Annotated in this window: 20 protein-coding genes; 12 read left to right on the top strand and 8 right to left on the bottom strand. The window is 70.7% G+C overall.

Annotation, left to right across the window (positions count from 1 at the left end):
• Nucleotides 1-70 precede the first annotated feature (70 nt).
• Genes EFJ44_RS14030 through EFJ44_RS11190 form a run of 3 tightly spaced genes read left to right on the top strand, consistent with a single transcriptional unit; the run spans nt 71 to nt 1,685 of the window.
• Nucleotides 71-691: a hypothetical protein gene (locus tag EFJ44_RS14030; protein ID WP_241209770.1), complete on the top strand. Its 621-nt coding sequence runs from the start codon at nt 71-73 to the stop codon at nt 689-691.
• On the top strand, nt 688-1,311 hold the full coding sequence (locus EFJ44_RS11195; protein WP_241209769.1) for a squalene/phytoene synthase family protein: 624 nt from the start codon (nt 688-690) through the stop codon (nt 1,309-1,311). Before EFJ44_RS14030 ends, EFJ44_RS11195 begins: the two co-directional genes overlap by 4 nt.
• Nucleotides 1,308-1,685 carry a DUF1801 domain-containing protein gene (locus tag EFJ44_RS11190; RefSeq protein ID WP_125257284.1) on the top strand — a complete coding sequence of 126 codons (378 nt, stop codon included), beginning with the start codon at nt 1,308-1,310 and terminating at the stop codon, nt 1,683-1,685. The genes EFJ44_RS11195 and EFJ44_RS11190 overlap by 4 nt, the downstream gene beginning before the upstream one ends.
• On the opposite strand, the gene trmFO is transcribed toward EFJ44_RS11190, so the two are convergent.
• Entirely contained in the window at nt 1,682-3,070 is a 1,389-nt protein-coding gene (gene trmFO / locus EFJ44_RS11185; RefSeq protein WP_125257283.1) for a methylenetetrahydrofolate--tRNA-(uracil(54)-C(5))-methyltransferase (FADH(2)-oxidizing) TrmFO, read from the bottom strand. The genes EFJ44_RS11190 and trmFO overlap by 4 nt on opposite strands.
• A 131-nt stretch (nt 3,071-3,201) precedes the next feature.
• Here trmFO and EFJ44_RS11180 point away from each other — a divergent pair, with 131 nt between their 5' ends.
• The 3 genes from EFJ44_RS11180 to EFJ44_RS11170 are packed head-to-tail and all read left to right on the top strand — an operon-like array spanning nt 3,202 to nt 5,849.
• Nucleotides 3,202-3,948: a hypothetical protein gene (locus EFJ44_RS11180; protein ID WP_125257282.1), complete on the top strand. Its 747-nt coding sequence runs from the start codon at nt 3,202-3,204 to the stop codon at nt 3,946-3,948.
• Nucleotide 3,949: 1 nt separating this feature from the next.
• Entirely contained in the window at nt 3,950-4,903 is a 954-nt protein-coding gene (locus EFJ44_RS11175) for a hypothetical protein (RefSeq protein ID WP_125257281.1), read from the top strand.
• Nucleotides 4,904-4,946: 43 nt separating this feature from the next.
• On the top strand, nt 4,947-5,849 hold the full coding sequence (locus tag EFJ44_RS11170) for a hypothetical protein (protein WP_125257280.1): 903 nt from the start codon (nt 4,947-4,949) through the stop codon (nt 5,847-5,849).
• Nucleotides 5,850-5,864: 15 nt separating this feature from the next.
• Here EFJ44_RS11170 and uvrA read toward each other — a convergent pair whose 3' ends face one another.
• A complete protein-coding gene (gene uvrA / locus EFJ44_RS11165; protein WP_125257279.1) occupies nt 5,865-8,768 on the bottom strand; it encodes an excinuclease ABC subunit UvrA in 2,904 nt (967 codons plus the stop codon).
• A gap of 212 nt (nt 8,769-8,980) precedes the next feature.
• Between uvrA and EFJ44_RS11160 the strand changes: the two genes are divergently transcribed.
• Nucleotides 8,981-9,430: a hypothetical protein gene (locus EFJ44_RS11160; RefSeq protein WP_125257278.1), complete on the top strand. Its 450-nt coding sequence runs from the start codon at nt 8,981-8,983 to the stop codon at nt 9,428-9,430.
• 23 nt (nt 9,431-9,453) lie between these two features.
• Here the strand turns inward: EFJ44_RS11160 and EFJ44_RS11155 are convergent, their stop codons facing one another.
• The 3 genes from EFJ44_RS11155 to EFJ44_RS14025 form a co-directional block, all read right to left on the bottom strand.
• Nucleotides 9,454-9,882, bottom strand: a complete 429-nt coding sequence (locus EFJ44_RS11155; protein ID WP_125257277.1) for a hypothetical protein — start codon at nt 9,880-9,882, stop codon at nt 9,454-9,456.
• A 250-nt stretch (nt 9,883-10,132) separates the two neighbouring features.
• Nucleotides 10,133-11,251 carry an EAL domain-containing protein gene (locus tag EFJ44_RS11150; RefSeq protein ID WP_241209768.1) on the bottom strand — a complete coding sequence of 373 codons (1,119 nt, stop codon included), beginning with the start codon at nt 11,249-11,251 and terminating at the stop codon, nt 10,133-10,135.
• A 118-nt stretch (nt 11,252-11,369) separates the two neighbouring features.
• Complete coding sequence (locus EFJ44_RS14025; protein WP_241209767.1) at nt 11,370-11,702, bottom strand: hypothetical protein; 333 nt, start codon at nt 11,700-11,702, stop codon at nt 11,370-11,372.
• Between the two features lie 189 nt (nt 11,703-11,891).
• On the opposite strand from EFJ44_RS14025, the gene EFJ44_RS11145 reads away from it, so the two are divergent.
• A complete protein-coding gene (locus EFJ44_RS11145) occupies nt 11,892-13,502 on the top strand; it encodes an ABC-F family ATP-binding cassette domain-containing protein (protein WP_125257276.1) in 1,611 nt (536 codons plus the stop codon).
• Here the strand turns inward: EFJ44_RS11145 and EFJ44_RS11140 are convergent.
• From EFJ44_RS11140 to EFJ44_RS11130, 3 genes are read right to left on the bottom strand one after another with little or no spacing between them, the layout of a single operon-like run.
• On the bottom strand, nt 13,499-13,939 hold the full coding sequence (locus EFJ44_RS11140; RefSeq protein WP_125257275.1) for a flagellar basal-body protein FlbY: 441 nt from the start codon (nt 13,937-13,939) through the stop codon (nt 13,499-13,501). The genes EFJ44_RS11145 and EFJ44_RS11140 overlap by 4 nt on opposite strands.
• Nucleotides 13,936-14,235, bottom strand: coding sequence for a rod-binding protein (locus tag EFJ44_RS11135; protein ID WP_125257274.1), 300 nt, complete (start codon nt 14,233-14,235; stop codon nt 13,936-13,938). Before EFJ44_RS11135 ends, EFJ44_RS11140 begins: the two co-directional genes overlap by 4 nt.
• A complete protein-coding gene (locus EFJ44_RS11130) occupies nt 14,235-15,338 on the bottom strand; it encodes a flagellar basal body P-ring protein FlgI (protein ID WP_125257273.1) in 1,104 nt (367 codons plus the stop codon). The genes EFJ44_RS11135 and EFJ44_RS11130 overlap by 1 nt, the downstream gene beginning before the upstream one ends.
• A gap of 184 nt (nt 15,339-15,522) precedes the next feature.
• Here EFJ44_RS11130 and EFJ44_RS11125 point away from each other — a divergent pair, with 184 nt between their 5' ends.
• The 4 genes from EFJ44_RS11125 to gltX all read left to right on the top strand — a co-directional run bounded on the left by EFJ44_RS11125 (nt 15,523) and on the right by gltX (nt 18,829).
• A complete protein-coding gene (locus tag EFJ44_RS11125) occupies nt 15,523-15,948 on the top strand; it encodes a flagellar assembly protein FliX (RefSeq protein WP_125257272.1) in 426 nt (141 codons plus the stop codon).
• A 186-nt stretch (nt 15,949-16,134) separates the two neighbouring features.
• Nucleotides 16,135-16,569 carry an RNA polymerase-binding protein DksA gene (dksA, locus tag EFJ44_RS11120; protein WP_125257271.1) on the top strand — a complete coding sequence of 145 codons (435 nt, stop codon included), beginning with the start codon at nt 16,135-16,137 and terminating at the stop codon, nt 16,567-16,569.
• A gap of 17 nt (nt 16,570-16,586) precedes the next feature.
• Nucleotides 16,587-17,426: an alpha/beta hydrolase gene (locus tag EFJ44_RS11115; protein WP_125257270.1), complete on the top strand. Its 840-nt coding sequence runs from the start codon at nt 16,587-16,589 to the stop codon at nt 17,424-17,426.
• A 56-nt stretch (nt 17,427-17,482) separates the two neighbouring features.
• The gene (gene gltX / locus EFJ44_RS11110; protein WP_125257269.1) at nt 17,483-18,829 is read left to right on the top strand and encodes a glutamate--tRNA ligase; all 1,347 of its coding nucleotides are present in this window, start codon (nt 17,483-17,485) and stop codon (nt 18,827-18,829) included.
• Nucleotide 18,830: the final 1 nt, after the last annotated feature.

The following is an 18,830-nucleotide window of genomic DNA, read 5'->3' as shown; positions in this document are numbered from 1 at the left end:
AACGCTCTCTCCCCATCGCGGGGAGGGAGCGCTACGGTGCCCCATCTCGATTCCCTGGGGAGGGGCCGTCATGGGCAATCTGCTTTCGAACTTCCGCAACACGGTCGTGCTCAGCCTGGTGCTGGCCGGCCTGATGATCTTCGCCTTCGGCCGGGTGTCGGGCGGCGGGTTCGACCTGATCTTCTGGCAGGCGACGCTGCGCTGGGTGCACGTGGTGGCCGGCGTGCTGTGGATCGGCCTGCTCTGGTACTTCAACTTCGTGCAGATCCGGGTGATGCCGTCGATCCCGGTCGAGCTGAAGCCGGCCGTGGGCAAGCACATCGCGCCCGAGGCCCTGTTCTGGTTCCGCTGGGCGGCCTTCGCCACGGTGCTGGCCGGCCTGGCCGTCATGTTCCTGCGCGGCCACGCCTATGCGCTGGAGGTGTTCAGCTTCGGACTGGCCGGCGGACTGGTGCAGGGCGACCAGGGCTACATGCTGATGGGCGTCGGCGTCTGGCTGGCCATCGTCATGTTCCTGAACGTATGGGGCATCATCTGGCCGAACCAGAAGCGGGCGCTGGGCATCGTCGCGGTCGACGACGAGACGAAGGCGAAGGCCGCGCGCGTCGCCATGCTGGCCAGCCGCACCAACCTGCTGCTCAGCTTCCCGATGCTGACCTCCATGGCGATGTACCAGACCCTGTTCGGGTGACGGATCTCGACGCCCAGGTCCGCGCCGCCGACCCGGACCGCTGGCTGGCCAGCCGGTTCGTCGGCGACGTTCAGGCCCGGGCGGACCTGATCGCGCTGCACGCCTTCGAGGCCGAGCTGATGGCCATTCCGACGCGCGTCAGCCAGCCGCTTCTGGCCGAAATGCGCTACGTCTGGTGGCGCGAGCAGCTGGACGGCGTCTTCGCGGGCGACCCACGAAAGGGGCATCCGGTGCTGGAGGCGCTGGCCGGCGTCGTGGCGCGGCGTGCGCTCGACCGGGCGGCGCTGGATGTGCTGATCGACGCGCACGTCGATCGCGCGCACGGGCGGCCCCACGATCTGGAGGCCCTGTTCGTCGGGCCGATGCAGCAGGCGGCGCAGGTGCTTGCGGGGCCGGGGCACCAGCATGCCGTCGCTCCGGCGGCCCGGGTCCGGGGGCTCACGCAGACGGGCAGGTTCGACGAGGCCCGGGAGCTGCGGCGCAAGGCCAACGCCGCGCTGAAGGCCCTGCCCGTCGCGGCGTTTCCGGCGGTCGCCCCGGCCGCTCTTGCGCGGCCGGACGAGCCGGAGGCCATGAAAAGGCTCCGCCTGACGTGGGCGACCCTCAGAGGGCGGATATGACGCCGGACGACGTCGCCGTCTGGCTGGCGGCGCAGGACGGTCCGAACCGGCGCCGCATCGACCGGCTGCGCGCGCTCGTCCGTTCGGTGAAGGCGCAGTGGGTCGAGACGATCAAATGGAATGCGCCCAGTTTCGCCCTGAAGGGCGAGGATCGGGTGACCCTAGGCGTGGAGCGTCGTGGCGGCTGGCGCCTCGTGCTGCATCGGGGCGCGGCGGTCCGGGGCGACGGGTTCGCCTTCGAAGATCCGGCCCGGCTGGCGAGATGGCCCTCGCCGGATCGCGGTGTGGTGCAGCTTCGCGACCTTGCCGAACTGGACTCCCGGTCGACCGCCCTGGTCGACCTGGTCCGGCGCTGGGTGGAGGCGACGGCCTAGGCGTCCCGCCACGCCTTCAGGGCTTGCAGCGCCCGCACGCTCATCAGCCGCTTCTTCGCCCGCCCGCGGTCCCTGGGCGGGATGCGTTCGCCCTCGGCGTCGACGCGCGGCGCTTCCAAAGGCGGGAGCAGTCCGTAGTTGACGTTCATGGGCTGGAATTTCGACCCGTCCAGGTGGCCGCCGGTGATGTGCTCGACCAAGGCGCCGATCGCGGTCTCGGGCGGCGGGGCCTCAAGCGGGCGCCCGAGACGCTCCGCGGCGGCGAGGCGGCCGGCCAACAGGCCCAGGGCCGCGCTTTCGACGTAGCCTTCGACGCCCGTGACCTGACCTGCGAAGCGCAGGCGGGGCAGGGCCTTGAGGCGCAGCTGGCGGTCCAGCAGCCGGGGGGAGTTCAGGAAGGTGTTGCGGTGCAGGCCGCCCAGTCGGGCGAACTGGGCGTTCTGCAGCCCGGGGATCATGCGGAAGACCTCGGTCTGGGCGCCGTGCTTCAGCTTGGTCTGGAAGCCGACCATGTTGAAGAGCGTGCCGAGCGCATTGTCCTGGCGCAGCTGGACGATGGCGTGCGCCTTGGTCTCCGGACTGCGCGGGTTCGTCAGGCCGACCGGCTTCATCGGGCCGTGGCGCAGGGTGTCGCGGCCCCGCTCGGCCATCACCTCGATGGGCAGGCAGCCGTCGAAATAGGGGACGTGCTCCCAGTCCTTGAACTCGGCCTTGGGCCCGGCCAGCAGGGCGTCGATGAAGGCCTCGTACTGCGCCTTGTCCATCGGGCAGTTGACGTAGGCCGCAGCGTCCCCGCCGGGGCCTTCCTTGTCGTAGCGCGACTGACGCCAGGCGACGTCGAAGTCGATCGAGTCGGCGTGGACGATGGGGGCGATGGCGTCGAAGAAGCTGAGCGATTCCTCGCCGGTCGCCTTCAGGATGGCGTCGGCCAGGGCGGGGGAGGTCAGGGGGCCGGTCGCCACGATGACGCTGTCCCACGCCTCCGGCGGCAGGCCGGCGATCTCTTCGCCGACCACGGTGATCAGCGGGTGCTCCGTCAGTCGTTTCGTCACGGCGTCGGAAAAGCCGTCGCGATCGACGGCCAGGGCGCCGCCGGCCGGCACCTGATGGGCGTCTCCCGAGGCCATGATGAGCGAATCCAGTTCGCGCATTTCGGCATGAAGCAGGCCGACGGCGTTGTATTCCCAGTCGTCCGATCGGAAGGAGTTGGAGCAGACCAGCTCGGCCAGGCCGTCGGTCCGGTGCGCGTCGGTCTTCACGCCGGCGCGACGCATCTCGTGCAGGATCACCGGCACGCCCGCGCGGGCGATCTGCCAGGCGGCTTCGGAGCCGGCCAGGCCGCCGCCGACGACGTGAACGGGGAAAGGGGAGGGAGAGGCGCTCATCGCGGCCTTCTAGCCACAGTCGCGGCCCGCGTCAGCCCGTGCGGTGGCGGCGGGCCACGGCCGCGACTATGGTCGCGCCGCTTTCGGGGGATCGCACCATGCGCGCGCCGGCGCACCTCAGACGTTTTCATGTGAGCGCCGCTCTGATCGACGGTCTGCGCGCCGTTCCGGCCGTATGGGGCAGATGCTGGGCGGCGCTGGCGTTGCTGTCGGCGGTCGGCGCGCTGAGCACGGCGTACGTGGACGGCGGGGCGCCGGGCGTCGTCCTCGCCGGCCTGCTCGTTCTGGCGGCGCTGATGGCGTGGGGCGCGGCGAACCGGGCGACGGTGCTCGGCGACGGGGCCGCGTCCGCCGGTCTGGGCGCAGGCGGGCTGCAGTTCGGACGGATCGAGGCGGCGATGGTCGTCGCTCTGCTGCTGAACCTGCTGTTCCTCGTCATGATCGCCGCGGTGCTGGCGCTGGTGGCGCTGGCCCTCTTCGGGGCGGCGGGGCTGGATCCCGAGGCGGTGCGCGCGCGGGACTGGGCCGCCGTCGGTCCCCCGTGGAAGCTCGCCGTGCTGGCGGCGGTGAGCGCGGTCGTCCTGGCGGTGCCGGTGCTGCTGATCGTCCGTCTGTCGCTGTTCAGTCAGGCGACGGTGGGGCGCGGCCAGGCGGTGTCGTTGAACACCATGGGCATCGCCACCGGCAGCTTCTGGCGGCTGTCGATCCTGCTGGTCCTTGTCTTCGCGCCGCTGCTCGGCTTGTCGGCGGCGGCCGGGCATGGGACGGTCTTCGCCGCGGGGGGCGCCGTCGCCGCCGCCGCGCTGTGGCTGCCGTTCGCGGCCGGGGCGCTGGGCGGCGCCTATCGGCGCCTGGAGTACTGGAAGCCGGGGGGCTGACATGGCGAGAAGATTTTCGATCGGCGAGGCGATCGGCGAGCCGTTCCGGCTGGCCTTCGGCAGGCCGCTCACCACCATGGTCTGGGGCCTGCTCAGCATCGTGCCGTCCTTCATCGTCTTCGCGGCGATGGGGCCGATGCTGGCGGAGATGATCGAGACCGGCGGCATGGCCGCGGCGGGCGCCCATCCGGGGATGAACGACTTCGAGTCGTTCGACCAGTTCATGATCTTTCAGGCGTGGAGCAACCTCTCCACCCTTCTGAGCTTCCTGGCCCTCCTTCTGGTGACGACCGCGATCATCCGGGCGGTGATCGGGGCGCGCCGGCGGGACCGCACCGCCTTCCTGCGGCTGTCGAAAGACGAATTCCACGTCGCGGTGATCGGCATCGCCATCGTCGCCGGCGTCGCCACGATCTTCGCGCTCGGGGCCGCGGTGATCGCGGGATTCGGCATCGCCGGCGCCGCTACGGGGGCGGCCTGGGCCATGTGGACGGCGGTGCTGATCGGGTTCGCCCTGGTTCTGGGCCTGCTGGTGCTCTGGGGCCGGCTGGCCCTCATGGCGCCGACGGCGGTGATCACCGGCGAACTGGCGTTCGAGGCTGGCTGGAGGGCCGGACGCGGCCAGACCGGGAGGTTGTTCCTGCTGATGCTGGGTCTGATCGGCGTGTCGATCCTGATCGGAATCGCCATGATGGTCCTGTTCATCCTCGCGGCGATCATGTTCGGCGGCGGGCTGGAAGCCTGGGCCGACGAGGCGGCGGTGGAGGCCTGGCTGCTGGCGCAACTGGAGGACCCCGGCCTGATTCTGGCGATCGGCGCCGTCCTGCTGATCCCCATGTCATGGGTGCAGGGCTTCAGCTCCGCCTTGTGGACGGCGCCCTATGCCGTGGCCGCGCGCGACCTCGCGCCGAAAGCCGACCCGACCGGGGCTGACGCCGACGGCGGCGCGGTCTAGGGTCGGCCCGGGCCCGGGGCTCGGGGCCCAAGGGGAGGGAACGATGACCTTTTCGGCGACGGAGGCGGCGTTCGAGGGATTCCGCGTGGTGCGGCGCAAGCCGATGGTGCTCGTCTGGTGGACGGCCGCCTATCTGGGCTTCATGGCGTTGATGGTTCTGATCGGCATCGGGCCGATCGTCGCCCTCGTCGGCGCGGCCGAGGCGCTCGAGGGCGTGGCCTCTCCGACGCCCGAGGACCTCGCGCCCCTGATGGCGGCGTGGGGCTCGCTGATGCTGCTGCTCTTTCCGTTGGGGCTCCTGTTCGGCGCGATGCTGAACGCGGCCGTGGCCCGCTCGGTTCTGGAGCCGGGCAGGTCGGCGTTCGGCTACCTGCGTGTGGGCGCCGACGAGCTGCGCGTGCTGGCGGTGACCCTGGCCCTGGCGGTGCTGGCCATGATCGTCTTCGGCGGGATGGGGCTGGCGGCGGGGCTGATCGGCGGCGTCGCGGCGGCTGCCATGGGCGACGCGGGATGGATGGTGGCCGTGCTGGTCGGCCTGGGCATGATCGTCGTCGGCGCCTGGCTGGCCGCGCGCTTCAGCCTGGCCGTCCCCATCACGGTGGCCGAGAAGAAGATCGCCGTGTTCGACAGCTGGCGGCTGACGAAAGGCAGGGCGCTGCCGATCATCGGCATGGCGGTCCTCGCCTTCATCATGACCATCGTGGTCTCGATGCTGTTCAGCTTCGTGCTGTTCCCCCTCATGCTGATCATGGGCATGACCGGAGGCTGGTCCGAACTGGCGCAGCTGGAGGGGGCGGCCCCGGCCGAAATCTTCGCGACGATGGGGCCGTTTCTGGCGGTGACCATCGTGTTCCAGGCCATCGGGGCGGCGCTCCAGCTGGCCGTCGCCTATGCCCCCTTCTCGGCGGCGTACCTGGGCATCAAGGGCGCTCCGGCGACGGAGTGATCCCCCGCCAGGCCGTCACGCGCGCTTCCTGAGGGCCGCCACGCGCGCCTTGCGGCGCGCCTCGTGGCGGTCCAGCACCTCCTTCAGGTACTTGCCGGTCCAGCTGGCGGGGTTCTTCGCCACCTCCTCCGGCGTGCCGACGGCCACGATCTCGCCGCCGCCGTCGCCGCCTTCCGGACCGAAGTCGAGCAGCCAGTCGGCGGCCTTTATGACGTCGAGATTGTGCTCGATCACGACGATGGTGTTGCCGGCCTCGACCAGCTCCTGCAGCACCTCCAGCAGCTTGCGCGTGTCCTCGAAATGCAGACCCGTGGTGGGCTCGTCGAGGATGTAGAGGGTCCGGCCCGTCGCCCGCTTCGACAGCTCCTTGGACAGCTTGACCCGCTGGGCCTCGCCGCCCGACAGGGTCGTCGCCGGCTGGCCGACCTTGACGTAGCCCAGCCCCACCCGCTCCAGGGTCAGCATCTTGTCGCGGATCGACGGCACGGCCTTGAAGAACTGCGCGGCTTCCTCGACCGTCATGTCCAGAACGTCGGATATGCTCTTGCCCTTGAAGACGATTTCCAACGTCTCGCGGTTGTAGCGCTTGCCCTTGCAGACGTCGCAGGTGACGTAGACGTCGGGCAGGAAGTGCATCTCGATCTTGATGACGCCGTCGCCCTGACAGGCCTCGCAGCGGCCGCCCTTGACGTTGAAGCTGAAGCGGCCGGGGCCGTAGCCGCGGGCCCTGGACTCCGGCAGGCCCGCGTACCAGTCACGAATGGGGCCGAAGGCGCCTGTGTAGGTGGCCGGGTTCGAGCGTGGGGTGCGGCCGATCGGCGACTGGTCGATGTCGATGACCTTGTCGAACAGCTCCAGCCCCTCGATGCGGTCGAAATGCGCGGGCGCGTCCGAGGCGTTGTGAAGGCGGCGGGCGGCGGCCTTGTAGAGGGTCTCGATCGTGAACGTGGACTTGCCCCCGCCCGACACGCCGGTGACGCAGGTGAACAGCCCGACGGGAATCTCGCCGGTGACGTTCTTCAGATTGTTGCCGGTGGCGCCCGAGACCTTCAGCATCTTCTTGCGGTTGACCGGACGCCGGCCCTCGGGCGGCAGTTCGATCTCGCGCTCGCCGGTGAGGTACTTGCCGGTGAGGGAGCGGGGGTTGGCCATGACCTCGGCGGGCGTGCCCTGGGCGCAGATCTCGCCGCCGTGGACGCCGGCGGCCGGGCCCATGTCGATGACGTGGTCGGCCGTCAGGATCGCCTCCTCGTCGTGCTCGACGACCAGCACGGAGTTCCCGAGGTCGCGCAGGCCACGCAGACTGTCCAGCAGACGGGTGTTGTCGCGCTGGTGCAGGCCGATCGACGGCTCGTCCAGCACATAGAGCACGCCGGTGAGGCCCGAGCCGATCTGCGACGCCAGCCGGATGCGCTGGCTTTCGCCGCCAGACAGGGTGCCGGAACTGCGCGACAGGTTCAGATAGTCGAGGCCGACGTTGTTCAGAAAGCGCAGGCGGTCGTTGATCTCCTTCAGGATCCGCCGGGCGATCTCCATCTGTTTTTCGGTCAGCTTGCCGTCCAGGCCGGTGAACCACTCGTGGGCGTGCTTGATCGACAGCCACGACACCTCGGCGATGTCCTGACCGGCGATCTTGACCGCCAGGGCCTCGGGCCTCAGACGCTTGCCGCCGCAGGCCTCGCACGGCGTCTCGGACTGGTAGCGGCCCAGCTCCTCGCGCACCCAGGCGCTGTCGGTCTCGCGCCAGCGACGCTCGAGGTTCGGCAGGACGCCCTCGAACGGCTTTGTGGTCTCGTACTTGCGGGCGTTGTCGTCGTAGACGAAGCGGACCTTCTCGCCGCCCGAGCCGTGCAGGATCACCTGCTGCGCCTTCTCCGGCAGGTCGCGCCACGGCTTGTCCATCGAGAAGCCGTAGTGGGTCGACAGCGACTGCAGCGTCTGGGTGTAGAGCGGCGAGGGGCCGCGCGACCACGGCGACACGGCGCCGGCGTGCAGGGTCTTGTCGCGGTCGGGCACGACCAGGTCGGCGTCGAACGCCAGCTTGACCCCCAGACCGTCGCAGACCGGGCAGGCGCCGAACGGGTTGTTGAACGAGAACAGCCGCGGCTCGATCTCGCTGATCGTGAAGCCGGAGACCGGGCAGGCGAACTTCTCGGAGAAGGTGATGCGGCGCGGCTCTTCCCCCTCCGGCGCGTTCGCCCACTCCGCCACGGCGATGCCGTCGGCGAGGCTCAGCGCGGTCTGCAGGCTGTCGGCATAGCGTCCCTCAAGGCCCGGCTTGGTGACGATGCGGTCCACGACGATGTCGATGTCGTGCTTGAACTTCTTGTCGAGCTGCGGCGCGTCCTCGATGGCGTAGAACTGGCCGTCGATCTTCAGGCGCTGGAAGCCCGCGCGCTGCCACTCGGCGATCTCTTTCCGGTACTCGCCCTTGCGTCCGCGCACGACGGGGGCCAGCAGCAGCAGGCGCTCGCCCTCCGGCAGCTCCGTCAGCTTGTCGACCATCTGGCTGACGGTCTGGCTCTCGATCGGCAGGCCGGTCGCGGGGGAATACGGCACGCCGACCCGCGCCCACAGCAGACGCATGTAGTCGTGGATCTCCGTCACCGTGCCGACGGTCGAGCGCGGGTTCTTCGACGTCGTCTTCTGTTCGATGGAGATGGCGGGCGACAGGCCCTCGATCAGGTCCACGTCGGGCTTGCCCATCAGTTCCAGGAACTGGCGGGCGTAGGCGCTCAGACTCTCGACGTAGCGGCGCTGGCCCTCGGCATAGATGGTGTCGAAGGCCAAGGACGACTTGCCCGAGCCCGACAGGCCGGTCATCACGACCAGCTTCTCGCGCGGGATGTCGACGTCGACGCCCTTCAGATTGTGTTCGCGCGCGCCACGCACGCGGATGAAGTCGTGTTTCTCGGTCATGGAATCCGGGAACGCCAGGAAGCCGGAGGCGGGTCCGGCGCAACGGCGTCATATGGGGATCAATTCGGCCAGTTCAGCAAGAACATATTGGGAACCTTCGTCGGCGTCCGCCAACCTGCTGCCGCCGGTTGGCAGCAGGGGGCGCCGGCGCCGGGCGGCGGTTGTCAGAGCGATCTCCACCTGACAGATTTCGGTTGAAGGGGAGGGACTCCATGGTTCGATGGATCACGCCGCCGGCCGTCTGCGCGGCGCTGGCGACGGCCGCGTGCGGCTTGCCGGCGAAGACCGCCAGTCCGGAACGCGAGGCAGAGGCGCGGGCCCTGCTTGAGGAACTCGCCGCCGGACAGGACGACCGGTTGACCGCGCGCATGTCGGCAAGGGTCGACGGGGCCCAGATGGCCGCCCAGCTGCCCTTCCTCAAGTCCCTGGTGCCGCAGGGGCCCGTGCCGGAGGGCGAGACCGTGGGCTGGCACGCCAACGCCGGCACGGCCGGATCGACCTATGAGGTCGTGCGGACGTACGACTATCCGGACCGGGTCCTGACGGTGAGCACCATGTTCATGAAGGAAGGCGCCCAATGGAAGGTGGTGGGCTTCCACCTGGCGCCGACGATGAAGGCCGGAGCCACGCCCGTCACGATCGCGCCTCCGGATCCAGGTTGACGTCGCCTGCGGACGGAGAGGTCTCACTCCCCGATGAAGGCGCCGAGGTTCAGGTTGAAGACGCAGACGTGGGCGGCGCCGTCGCGGCGACAGACGTCGAGGCCGTAGAGGTCTTCCTGCATGCGCTCCGTCGACCGGTGCACGACGCCGTCCTCGACCCATTCGGAGCCGATGGCGGCGCTGCGGGGGGCCAGCGCCCCGAACAGGGCTTCGGCCGTGGCCCCGGTGCAGGTGAACCGGATCATCCGTCCCTCGCCGTCGTCGGCGATCATGTCCACGCCGGCCGAAGTCTGCGCCTGGTCGACGCAATCGAGCACGAGCCGGGCGGTCTGGGTGAGGGGCCGACCCGGAATCGGGGTGAGATCCGGCGGGCCGGAAGCCTCTCCTCCGCCGCCGTGGCCGGCGCAGGCGGCGGTCGTCAGGCTCATCGCGAGGGCGATCAGGACGCGCATGTTTTCTCCCCTTCGGCCCAGCCTCTCACCGTTGCGGCGAAATGACCATGCGTGAAAATCCTTGCGCGGGCCCGGCTTCGTCCGCATCTTCGCAGGACACGAAGTGGCGTAGGAAGCGTCGAACATGATCGGACCGGTCGAAATCGCTCTGGGGCTCACGGCCGCGGGTCTGGCCGGCGTCTGGATCGCGGCCCAGCCCAAGCCTCGCCCGGCGCCCGTCCGCGCGCGTCGCCGGCGTCGCTGAGCCGGCTCAGCCCCAGGCTTCGACGGCGCCCACGCGTTTGAGACGGGGTTCGCGCAGCCGGAGCGTCGGTTCCGCCTCGGCGCGGCCGAATAGCCAGCCCTGCCCGAAGCGGACGCCGAGGTCCTGGAGCATCACGGCCGTCTCTTCGGTTTCGATCATCTCGGCCACCACATCGACCTTCAGCGAGGCGCACAGGGCGGCGAGGTGGGCGATCAGCGTGGAGGCGCGCGAGTCCGTCTCGAGCCGTTTCACGAACCCGCCGTCGATCTTGACCATGTCGACCTTGAGGCGGCCCAGCCAGTCGAAGGATGCGGCCCCGGCGCCGAAGTCGTCGATGCAGACGCGGACGCCGGCCGCCCGCAGCCAGGACAGCCGCGTGTTCGCGGCTTCGAGATCGGCCAGCGCGGCCGTCTCGGTGACTTCCACCATCAGGCGGCGGCGCAGCGAGGGATCCGCCTGGGTCATCCGCAGCAGCCCGTTCACATAGGCGTCGCCGGCCAGCGAGGCGGCCGAGGCGTTGACGGCGACCTCGAGCGTCCCGCCTCCGGGCCGACGCAGGCGTCCCAGCGCCTTCTCCGCGACCGCGAGATCGAAGGCCTCCACCAGCCCCAGTTCTTCCGCCATGCGTATGATGGGCGCCGGCCCGCCGACGGCGCCGAAGCGGGCCAGGGCCTCGAAATGATGGACGGCGCGGGTCGAGAGGTCGACGATCGGCTGCCAGTGAAGCTCGAACTCGCGGGTCCGGACCATCTCGGAAAACCTGTCGGCGTCGCGCAGGGTCTGATTCAGATGAGCGCCGAAAGTCTGTTCCGGATCGAACGCGCCGCCGTCCTTCAGGCAGGACTCGATGGTGAAGCGCAGGGCGCGGAGGGCGTTCACGGGCGCGGCGCCGGGCGAGAGCGAGACCCGGGCGACGCGGGGCTCCAACTCGCAGCCTTCGGCGGCGGCGGCGGCCGCGGCCTTGACGGCCTCCGAAAGATCCTGCGCGACGTCCCCCCGAAGAAGGGCGAAGCGGTCGGGCGCGAGGCGCGCGGCCGAGCGGCCGTCCAGAGAGGCGGTCTGCAGGGTCGCCTCCACCCGCTCGGTGACCGATCGCCCGGCCTCGCCCAGTCCCGGCACGTCCACGAACGCCAGGTCGACGGGGTGGCCGCGTCCGGGCGCCTCGAGGACTTCGCGGGCCCGGTCGAGGAAGCCGGCGGGCGAGGCGAGAGGCGGGACTTCGGGGAGCTCGAGGGCGAAGGGCTCACCCTCCCAGGTGACGGCGCAGGAGGGGAGCGAGATCGGGAAGGCGGAAGGCGCGCAGGGTGGCGCGCCGGACCCGACCGTCCGCGCAGCTGAAGAGCAGCGAGACGGGGGTCGACCGGAGTCCGGGGCGCAGATCATGGAGCGCCGCATTCAGCTCCGTGCGGCTCGCGGCCCTCACCAGGTCCGTCGGCGGCTTGCCGCGCCAGCCGGACAGGTCGTCGGAGTCCGGACCCGCGCCCGCGCAGAACGCGACGGTTCCGTCTCCGGCGATTTCGATCAGGGCGTCGGCCGAGGCGAAGGCGAGGCCGAGGAGGCGAGACCTGGTCTGCATGAGGTCAGGATTTCACCGATCGGTGAAGACTCCTGCCAACGATCACCGTTAATGCGGCGCCGTCGGGCCTTGTTTCGGCCCGGTCCCGAGGGCAGTCTGCCCCTCGACGTTCAACGGGAGTGCCCACGGTCATGATCAGCGCGCTGGAAATCGGTTTCGCCCTTTCCCTGCTTGCCCTGGTCTGCGCCCATGTCCTCTCCGTCCGCCCACAACCCGTCCGCGTCCGCGCTCGTGACGCTCGCCGGCGTCGCCGCCCGCACGCCTGACGGCCGGAGCCTCTTCGACAATCTGACGCTCGCCTTCGGGCGCGAGCGGACCGGAGTGGTCGGCCGCAACGGCGTGGGCAAGACCACGCTGCTGCGCCTGATCGCCGGTCTGGCCGATCCCGTCGACGGCGCCGTGTCGCGGGCCGCGCGGGTCGGCTGGCTGCCCCAGCGCGACGACCCCAGACCCGGCGAGACCGTGGCGGACCTGCTGGGCTGCGCCGCGGCGCTGGCCCGGATCGCGCGGATCACCGTGGGGCAGGGGAGCGAGGACGATCTGGCGCTGGCGGACTGGACGCTGGAGACCCGTCTCGGCGTCGCATTGGCGGACGTCGGACTGACGGACCTGTCGCCCGCCCGGCGGGCCGGGACGCTGAGCGGCGGGGAGCGGACGCGGGTGAGGCTGGCGGCGCTCCTGCTGGCCGAGCCGGAGCTGCTGGTCCTGGACGAGCCGACCAATCATCTCGACGCCGACGGGCGCGCCGCCATCGCGGAGTTGCTGAATCGCTGGAAGGGCGGGGCCGTCGTGGTCAGCCACGACCGGACCCTGCTGCGGCGGATGGACCGGATCCTCGAGCTCTCCAGTCTGGGCGCCCGCATGTTCGGCGGCGGTTGGGACGCCTACGTCGCGCGCCGCGACGCGGAACGGGCGGCGGCCGTGCGGAGCCTGGACGTCGCGGAACGCGCGGTCGACGCGGCGACGCGCGAGGCCCGACGCGCGGTCGAGAAGAAGGCGCGCCGCGACCGTGCGGGACGAGCGTTCGCGGCCAGCGGCTCCGCGCCGAAGATCGTGCTGGGCATGATGGCCGAGCGGGCCGAGAACTCCGGCGGCGCCGAACGCCGACTGGCCGAGCGGAAGACGGCCCGGGCGGAAGCCGACCTGACCGAGGCTCGCGAGCGGGTTGAGCGGGTGCGGGCGTTGTCGATTCCCATGCCGTCGACGGGTCTGGCCGCGGGCCGCACCGTGCTGGAGCTGACGGAGGCGACATGGGACGCGCCGGGCGGGCGGCGCGTGCTGCACCCGACCTCCCTGCGGATCACGGGGCCGGAGCGCGTGGCGGTGACCGGGCCGAACGGCGCGGGAAAGACGACGCTGCTGCGGATCGTCGCCGGCCAGCTCATCCCGACGGCGGGTACGGTCTCACGTCCGGTCGAGGCCGCCCTGCTGGATCAGGAGGCGGCGATCCTGAAGCCCGACGAGACCCTGCTGGAGGCGTGGCGGCGGCTGAATCCGGAAGGCTCGACCAACGACGCCCAGGCGGCGTTGGCCCGCTTCCTGTTCCGCAACGTCGTCGCGCAGCGGACGGTCGGCACGCTGTCGGGTGGCGAGCGGCTTCGCGCCGCCCTGGCCTGCGTCATGACGGGCGCGGCGCCGCCGCAGCTGCTCGTGCTGGACGAGCCGACTAATCACCTCGATCTGGAGTCGATCGAGGCGGTGGAGGCGGCGCTGGCCGCCTACGACGGCGCGCTGGTGGTGGTCAGCCACGACCGTGACTTCCTCGACGCCGTCGGCGTGGAGCGGGAGGTCGCCCTCTAGGCCGTGCGGTTGAGGGCGACGGCGGTCGCGTTGGGGGCGTTGGCGTGTCCCGCCGCGCCGTAGGCAGACGGATTGCCCCGCTGCGCGGCCACCTCGGCGGCGATGGTGCGGACCAGTCCTTCCGAAACGGTGCGGGCGGCCTCGACGACGCGCGAGTGGGCCGACAGGGCGACCTCGAACAGCTCGGTCGCGTGGACCAGCTCCATCCGGTCGGCGACGGTGGCCGCCTTCAGCACGTCGGGTCGGGCCTTCAGCTGGGCGGACTCGCGGCGATAGACGTTGGCCATCTCCTGCGTCTCGGCCTGCCCGGCCAGCAGGTCCCGCGCGCGGTGCTCGCGGAACGCCTCCGTTTCGGTCTCCAGCCGCCCCGTCAGGCGGCGGGTCAGGTCGATCAGGCGACGGACGTGGAAGGCGGCGGTCTGCGGGTCGGCGCTCATGCCTGCATCTCCTGCATCTGGATCATCTGGGCCATGACGTGGTCGGCCAGACCGACGCCGCCGGCGCGGGCGACCTGCTTGCCCATTTCGTCGAGCAGGAAACCGCGCCACGTGGCCTCCGCCTCGCCGCCGCCGAACGGCGCCTCGGTCGAAACGCCTTCGAACATCGGCCGCAGCATCTGGGCGATGAAGGAGGCCTCGAACGCTTCGGCGGTCTGCTTGATGCGGTCGGGAACGACGCGCGGCGGCGCGGCGGAGCGCAGCAGGTCGGGGGAGACCACGAGAGGATCGCTCATCACATCACCTCGATGTCGGCCTGGAGGGCGCCGGCGGCCTTGATGGCCTGCAGGATGGAGATCAGGTCGCGCGGCGAGACGCCCAGCGCGTTCAGGCCGGCCACGAGGCTGGACAGGGAGGCGCCGCCGTCGACCATGCGGATCTGGGTCCCGCGATCCTCCTCGACCGTCACGTCCGACTGGGGCACGACCACGGTCTCGCCGTCGCTGAAGGGTTCGGGCTGGCTGACCCGCGGGTTTTCCTGCACCGAGACCGTCAGGTTGCCGTGGGCGATGGCGACGGTGGAGACGCGCACGCTCTCGCCCATGACGATGACGCCGTTGACCTCGTCGATGATGACCTTGGCCGGGGCGTCGACCGCGACCGACAGGTTTTCGACGCGGCTGAGGAAGTTGGCCGTGCCGTAGCCGGCCGGCGGGCGCAGGACGACCACCGTGCCGTTTTCGGCCCAGGCCGTGTTCGGGAACATCTGATTGACCGCGCCGGCGACGCGCTGGGCGGTGGTGAAGTCCGGGTTGCGCAGGGTCAGGCGCACCGCGTCCTGACCGTTCAGGTCGAAGCCCGTCTCACGCTCGACCACGGCGCCCGAGGCGATGCGGCCGGCCGTCGGCACGCCGCGCGTGACCGAAGAGCCCGAGGCGCCCGAGGCCGAGACCGCGCCGGTCTGGATCGAGCCCTGCGCCACCGCATAGACCTGACCGTCCCAGCCCTGCAGCGTGGTGACCACCACCGTGCCGCCCTGCAGGCTCTTGGCGTCGCACAGGGTCGAGACCGAGACGTCGATGCGCGAGCCCGGCGCGGCGAACGGCGGCAGCTCGGCGGTGACCATGACGGCGGCCACGTTCTTGGTGTTGGCCTGGGCGCCGCGGATGTTGACGCCCTGCCGCTCCATCATGCTGTCCAGGGACTGTCGCGTCAGGGGGCAGTTGCGGAGGTTGTCGCCCGTGCCGTTCAGCCCGACCACCAGGCCGTATCCGACCAGCTGGTTGGAGCGCACGCCCTCGATCGAGACGATGTCCTTGATCCGCGACTGGGCCAGGGCCGGCGTCGAGGCCAGGGTCACGAGGCCCGAGACGGCGAGGGCGGTGAGCAGATTCTGCATGCGCGGCGAACTCCCGGAGTGCGGTCGCTCATCCCCTTGCGAGGATCGTGCCGGGCGGAAATGCGTGTGAATCCAGCGCTCCGGCCCCGCGAGGCCGGGCCACGGGCGGCAAAGTCTGCCGGGGCGTTAACCAAACGGTGACGGCGCGCCGCCATGGTCGCCCCATGAAGCGGAGCGCCCACCGATGAAGGTGACCGGACCCAGCGGGCCCAGGCCCGTCGACGCCGCCCGTCCCCAACGTTCCGGCGCGGGCTTCGCCCTGCCGGGCGCGCCGGCCCCGGCTTCGGCGGGCGCGGCCGCCGCCGCCAGCGCCGCGGCGGGAGTGGCCGGGGTGTCCGCATTGATGGCGTTGCAGGGGGTCGAGGACGCCACGGAGCGCAAGCGCCGCGCCATGCGCCGGGGGCGCGGCCTGCTGGACGGTCTGGACGCCTTGCGGCTGGCCGCCCTGGAAGGCGCGGACGACGCGCCCGCACTGCAGCGCCTGTCGAGGGCGGTCGGAGAAGCGGCCGCCGAGGTCGACGACCCCGGCCTCGCCACGGTTTTGACCCAGATCGACCTTCGCGCCGCGGTGGAGCTGGCCAAGCGCGAGGTTCGCCGCACTGCAGCATGAACCGCCGGAAAACATGACGAAATGTTCACGTCAGGCGGGAAGGTGAGGAAGAAATGTCACGCCATGACGCAGACGTGAAGCGTGACCGCATTGTGGCCTTCACAACACCGTTGTCGCGACTCTCTTGCCCGGTTAATGGGGCGGCCATGCGCCGCAGGGGGGCGCGACTAGTCGAGCGTGAGTGAAATGACCGCGTTGGCTGCCAAGACGCCAGAAGTCGAACCGGCCTATAGGCCTTCGGACGACGAACCCTTCATGAACGAGCGGCAGCTGGCCTATTTCCGCGGCAAGCTGCTGGCCTGGAAGGAGGACATCCTCAAGGAGTCCAAGGGCACCGTCGTCAACCTGAAGGCCGAGACGGAGAACCACCCCGATCTGGTCGACCGCGCCTCGTCGGAATCCGACCGGGCGCTGGAGCTGCGGACGCGCGATCGTCAACGCAAGCTGATCTCCAAGATCGACGAGGCCCTGCGCCGCATCGACGACGGCTCGTACGGCTATTGTGAGGAGACGGGCGAGCCGATCAGTCTGGGCCGTCTGGAAGCCCGTCCGACCGCGACGCTGTCGGTCGAGGCCCAGGAGCGCCACGAGCGCCGCGAGCGGGTCCACCGCGACGACTGAAACCCGGGGGAGGGACCATGTTCCGCATCGCCCCGGTCCTGACCGCGCTGATCCTGCTCGCCGGGTGCATTCCGGGGCCGGCGCCGGGCGTCCTGCCGCTGAACCACCTGCCGGCGCTGCGCGGCGACTATTTCCCCCTGGAGTCCCGGGAGGTCGGACGCGCCTTCCACATCTACGTCCGGCTGCCTGACGGCTACGATCCCGGCGCCGCGGCGCGCCACCCCACCGTCTATCTGACCGACGGGGACAGCCTGTTCCCCATCCTGGCCGCCAATCACCTGTTCCTGACCTATGACGACGGCCTGCCCGAAGCGATCGTGGTCGGCATCGCCTATGGGGGCTTCGATCCGTCGGTGAACCGTCGCAACGTCGACTTCCAGACGCCGGGCGACGGCGTGGCGGCCGAGGCGGCCGGCGCCGCCGCGTTCAACCGGTTTCTGCGGACCGAGCTCATCCCCGAGATCGAGCGCCGGTTCCGCGCGGACCCGGCGCGCCGCGTCCTGTTCGGCCAGTCGCGCGGCGGAGCCTTCGTGCTGTGGTCGGCGATCCACGACCCGGACCTGTTCCAGGGCCGCATCGCCAGCAACCCCTCCCTGACGCCCGGCATCGAGTCGCTGATGGGCCCGGCGGCCCCTGCGGCCCGGAACGACCTCGGCATGGTGATCGTCAGCGGCACGCGGGATCGGGCCGACCTGCAGGAGGAGGCGGCCCTTTGGGGCTCGACGTGGGAGGCGCGCCCGGACCGGCCATGGCGACTCCATCGCGCCCGGGTCGAGGGCGGCACCCATGCGGCAAACGCCGGCGACGCCTACCGGATCGGCATGAACTGGCTGTTCGGGCGCGCGGGTCCGCCTTGACTTCGCCCGGTCGGGGCGCGACCTAGCCGCCTCCCGTTTCGAGGTCGCCCGAGCCCATGTCCGTCAAGGTCCGTTTCGCCCCGTCGCCGACGGGGAAGCTGCACGTCGGCAACGTCCGCACCGCCCTGGTGAACTGGCTGTTCGCGAAAGGTCAGGGCGGCGAATTCGTGCTGCGCATCGACGACACCGACCTGGCGCGGTCGACGCCTGAGTTCGAGCGGGGCATCGAGGACGACCTGCGCTGGCTGGGTCTGGTCTGGGACGAACGGCACAACCAGTCGAAGCGGTTCGACCGCTATGAGGCGGCCGCCGAGGCGCTGAAGTCCGCCGGTCGGCTGTACGCCTGCTACGAGACCGCCGAGGAACTGGATCGGCGTCGGAAGGTGCAGCTGTCCCGCGGCCTTCCGCCGATCTACGACCGGGCCGCCCTGAGCCTGACGGACGCCGAAAAGGCCGCCTATGAGGCCGAGGGCCGCCGCCCCCACTGGCGCTTCAAACTGGATGGTCGTCGGGTCTCCTGGGAGGATCTCTCGCGCGGCCACGCCGAGGTCGACACGGCCTCGATGTCCGATCCGGTGCTGATCCGCGAGGACGGCCTGTTCCTCTACACGCTGCCGTCGGTGGTGGACGATCTGGACATGGCGATCAGCCACGTGATCCGCGGCGAGGACCACGTCACCAACACGGGTGCGCAGATCGAGATTTTCGAGGCCCTGATCGCCGCCGGGTGGGGCGGACGGGTCCCGGGCTTCGCCCACATGCCGCTGCTGGTCGGCGCGGACGGGCAGGCGCTGTCGAAGCGGCTGGGCTCGCTGTCCATCAGCGAGATGCGCGAGCAGGGCTATGAGCCGATCGCCATCGTCAGCCATCTGGGCCGCATCGGCACCAGCGATCCTCTCGAGGTCGGCGAGTCGATCGAGGCGCTGGGCGCGGGCTTCGCCTTCTCGAAGATGGGCCGTTCTCCGGCCCGCTACGACACGGCCGATCTGGATCGGTTGAACGCGCAGGCGCTGCACGCCATGCCCTATGAGGCGGCGCGACCGCGGCTGGCCGAAGTCGACGCCGATCTGGGCGAGGACTTCTGGAACGTGGTGCGTGCCAACCTTCAGAAGTTCGGCGACGTCGTTGAAATGGCGCGACTCGTCCGGGGTCCCGTCGTGCCGGTGATCGAGGATCCGGCGTTCGTCGCGACGGCGGCGCGGCTGCTGCCCGAGACGATCGACGCCGGCGCATGGTCGGTCTGGACCGAAGCGGTCAAGGCCGAGACCGGCGCCAGGGGCGGCGCCCTCTTCAGGCCGCTGCGGCTGGCGCTCACCGGCCAGACCCACGGTCCGGAGATGGCGGCGCTGATTCCGCTGATCGGTCGCGACGGGATCATCGCCCGGCTCGGCTCGGTCGCCTGAG

Source organism: Brevundimonas fluminis (genome assembly GCF_003934285.1).
Taxonomy (GTDB): domain Bacteria; phylum Pseudomonadota; class Alphaproteobacteria; order Caulobacterales; family Caulobacteraceae; genus Brevundimonas; species Brevundimonas fluminis.
The sequence above is the reverse complement of the archived record's forward strand: the minus strand, read 5'-3'. Positions and strand labels throughout refer to the sequence as shown.

What these genes read in the sequence shown, in the direction of transcription:
- EFJ44_RS11140 (WP_125257275.1), bottom strand. Translation starts at nt 13,939, where the DNA reads ATGAGCGCCGACCCGCAGACCGCCGCCTTCCACGTCCGTCGCCTGATC.
- EFJ44_RS11190 (WP_125257284.1), top strand. Translation starts at nt 1,308, where the DNA reads ATGACGCCGGACGACGTCGCCGTCTGGCTGGCGGCGCAGGACGGTCCG.
- EFJ44_RS11125 (WP_125257272.1), top strand. Translation starts at nt 15,523, where the DNA reads ATGAAGGTGACCGGACCCAGCGGGCCCAGGCCCGTCGACGCCGCCCGT.
- EFJ44_RS11135 (WP_125257274.1), bottom strand. Translation starts at nt 14,235, where the DNA reads ATGAGCGATCCTCTCGTGGTCTCCCCCGACCTGCTGCGCTCCGCCGCG.
- EFJ44_RS11115 (WP_125257270.1), top strand. Translation starts at nt 16,587, where the DNA reads ATGTTCCGCATCGCCCCGGTCCTGACCGCGCTGATCCTGCTCGCCGGG.
- EFJ44_RS11145 (WP_125257276.1), top strand. Translation starts at nt 11,892, where the DNA reads ATGTCCTCTCCGTCCGCCCACAACCCGTCCGCGTCCGCGCTCGTGACG.
- EFJ44_RS11170 (WP_125257280.1), top strand. Translation starts at nt 4,947, where the DNA reads ATGACCTTTTCGGCGACGGAGGCGGCGTTCGAGGGATTCCGCGTGGTG.
- EFJ44_RS14030 (WP_241209770.1), top strand. Translation starts at nt 71, where the DNA reads ATGGGCAATCTGCTTTCGAACTTCCGCAACACGGTCGTGCTCAGCCTG.
- EFJ44_RS11130 (WP_125257273.1), bottom strand. Translation starts at nt 15,338, where the DNA reads ATGCAGAATCTGCTCACCGCCCTCGCCGTCTCGGGCCTCGTGACCCTG.
- EFJ44_RS11160 (WP_125257278.1), top strand. Translation starts at nt 8,981, where the DNA reads ATGGTTCGATGGATCACGCCGCCGGCCGTCTGCGCGGCGCTGGCGACG.
- gltX (WP_125257269.1), top strand. Translation starts at nt 17,483, where the DNA reads ATGTCCGTCAAGGTCCGTTTCGCCCCGTCGCCGACGGGGAAGCTGCAC.
- EFJ44_RS11155 (WP_125257277.1), bottom strand. Translation starts at nt 9,882, where the DNA reads ATGCGCGTCCTGATCGCCCTCGCGATGAGCCTGACGACCGCCGCCTGC.
- uvrA (WP_125257279.1), bottom strand. Translation starts at nt 8,768, where the DNA reads ATGACCGAGAAACACGACTTCATCCGCGTGCGTGGCGCGCGCGAACAC.
- trmFO (WP_125257283.1), bottom strand. Translation starts at nt 3,070, where the DNA reads ATGAGCGCCTCTCCCTCCCCTTTCCCCGTTCACGTCGTCGGCGGCGGC.
- EFJ44_RS14025 (WP_241209767.1), bottom strand. Translation starts at nt 11,702, where the DNA reads ATGCAGACCAGGTCTCGCCTCCTCGGCCTCGCCTTCGCCTCGGCCGAC.
- dksA (WP_125257271.1), top strand. Translation starts at nt 16,135, where the DNA reads ATGACCGCGTTGGCTGCCAAGACGCCAGAAGTCGAACCGGCCTATAGG.
- EFJ44_RS11175 (WP_125257281.1), top strand. Translation starts at nt 3,950, where the DNA reads ATGGCGAGAAGATTTTCGATCGGCGAGGCGATCGGCGAGCCGTTCCGG.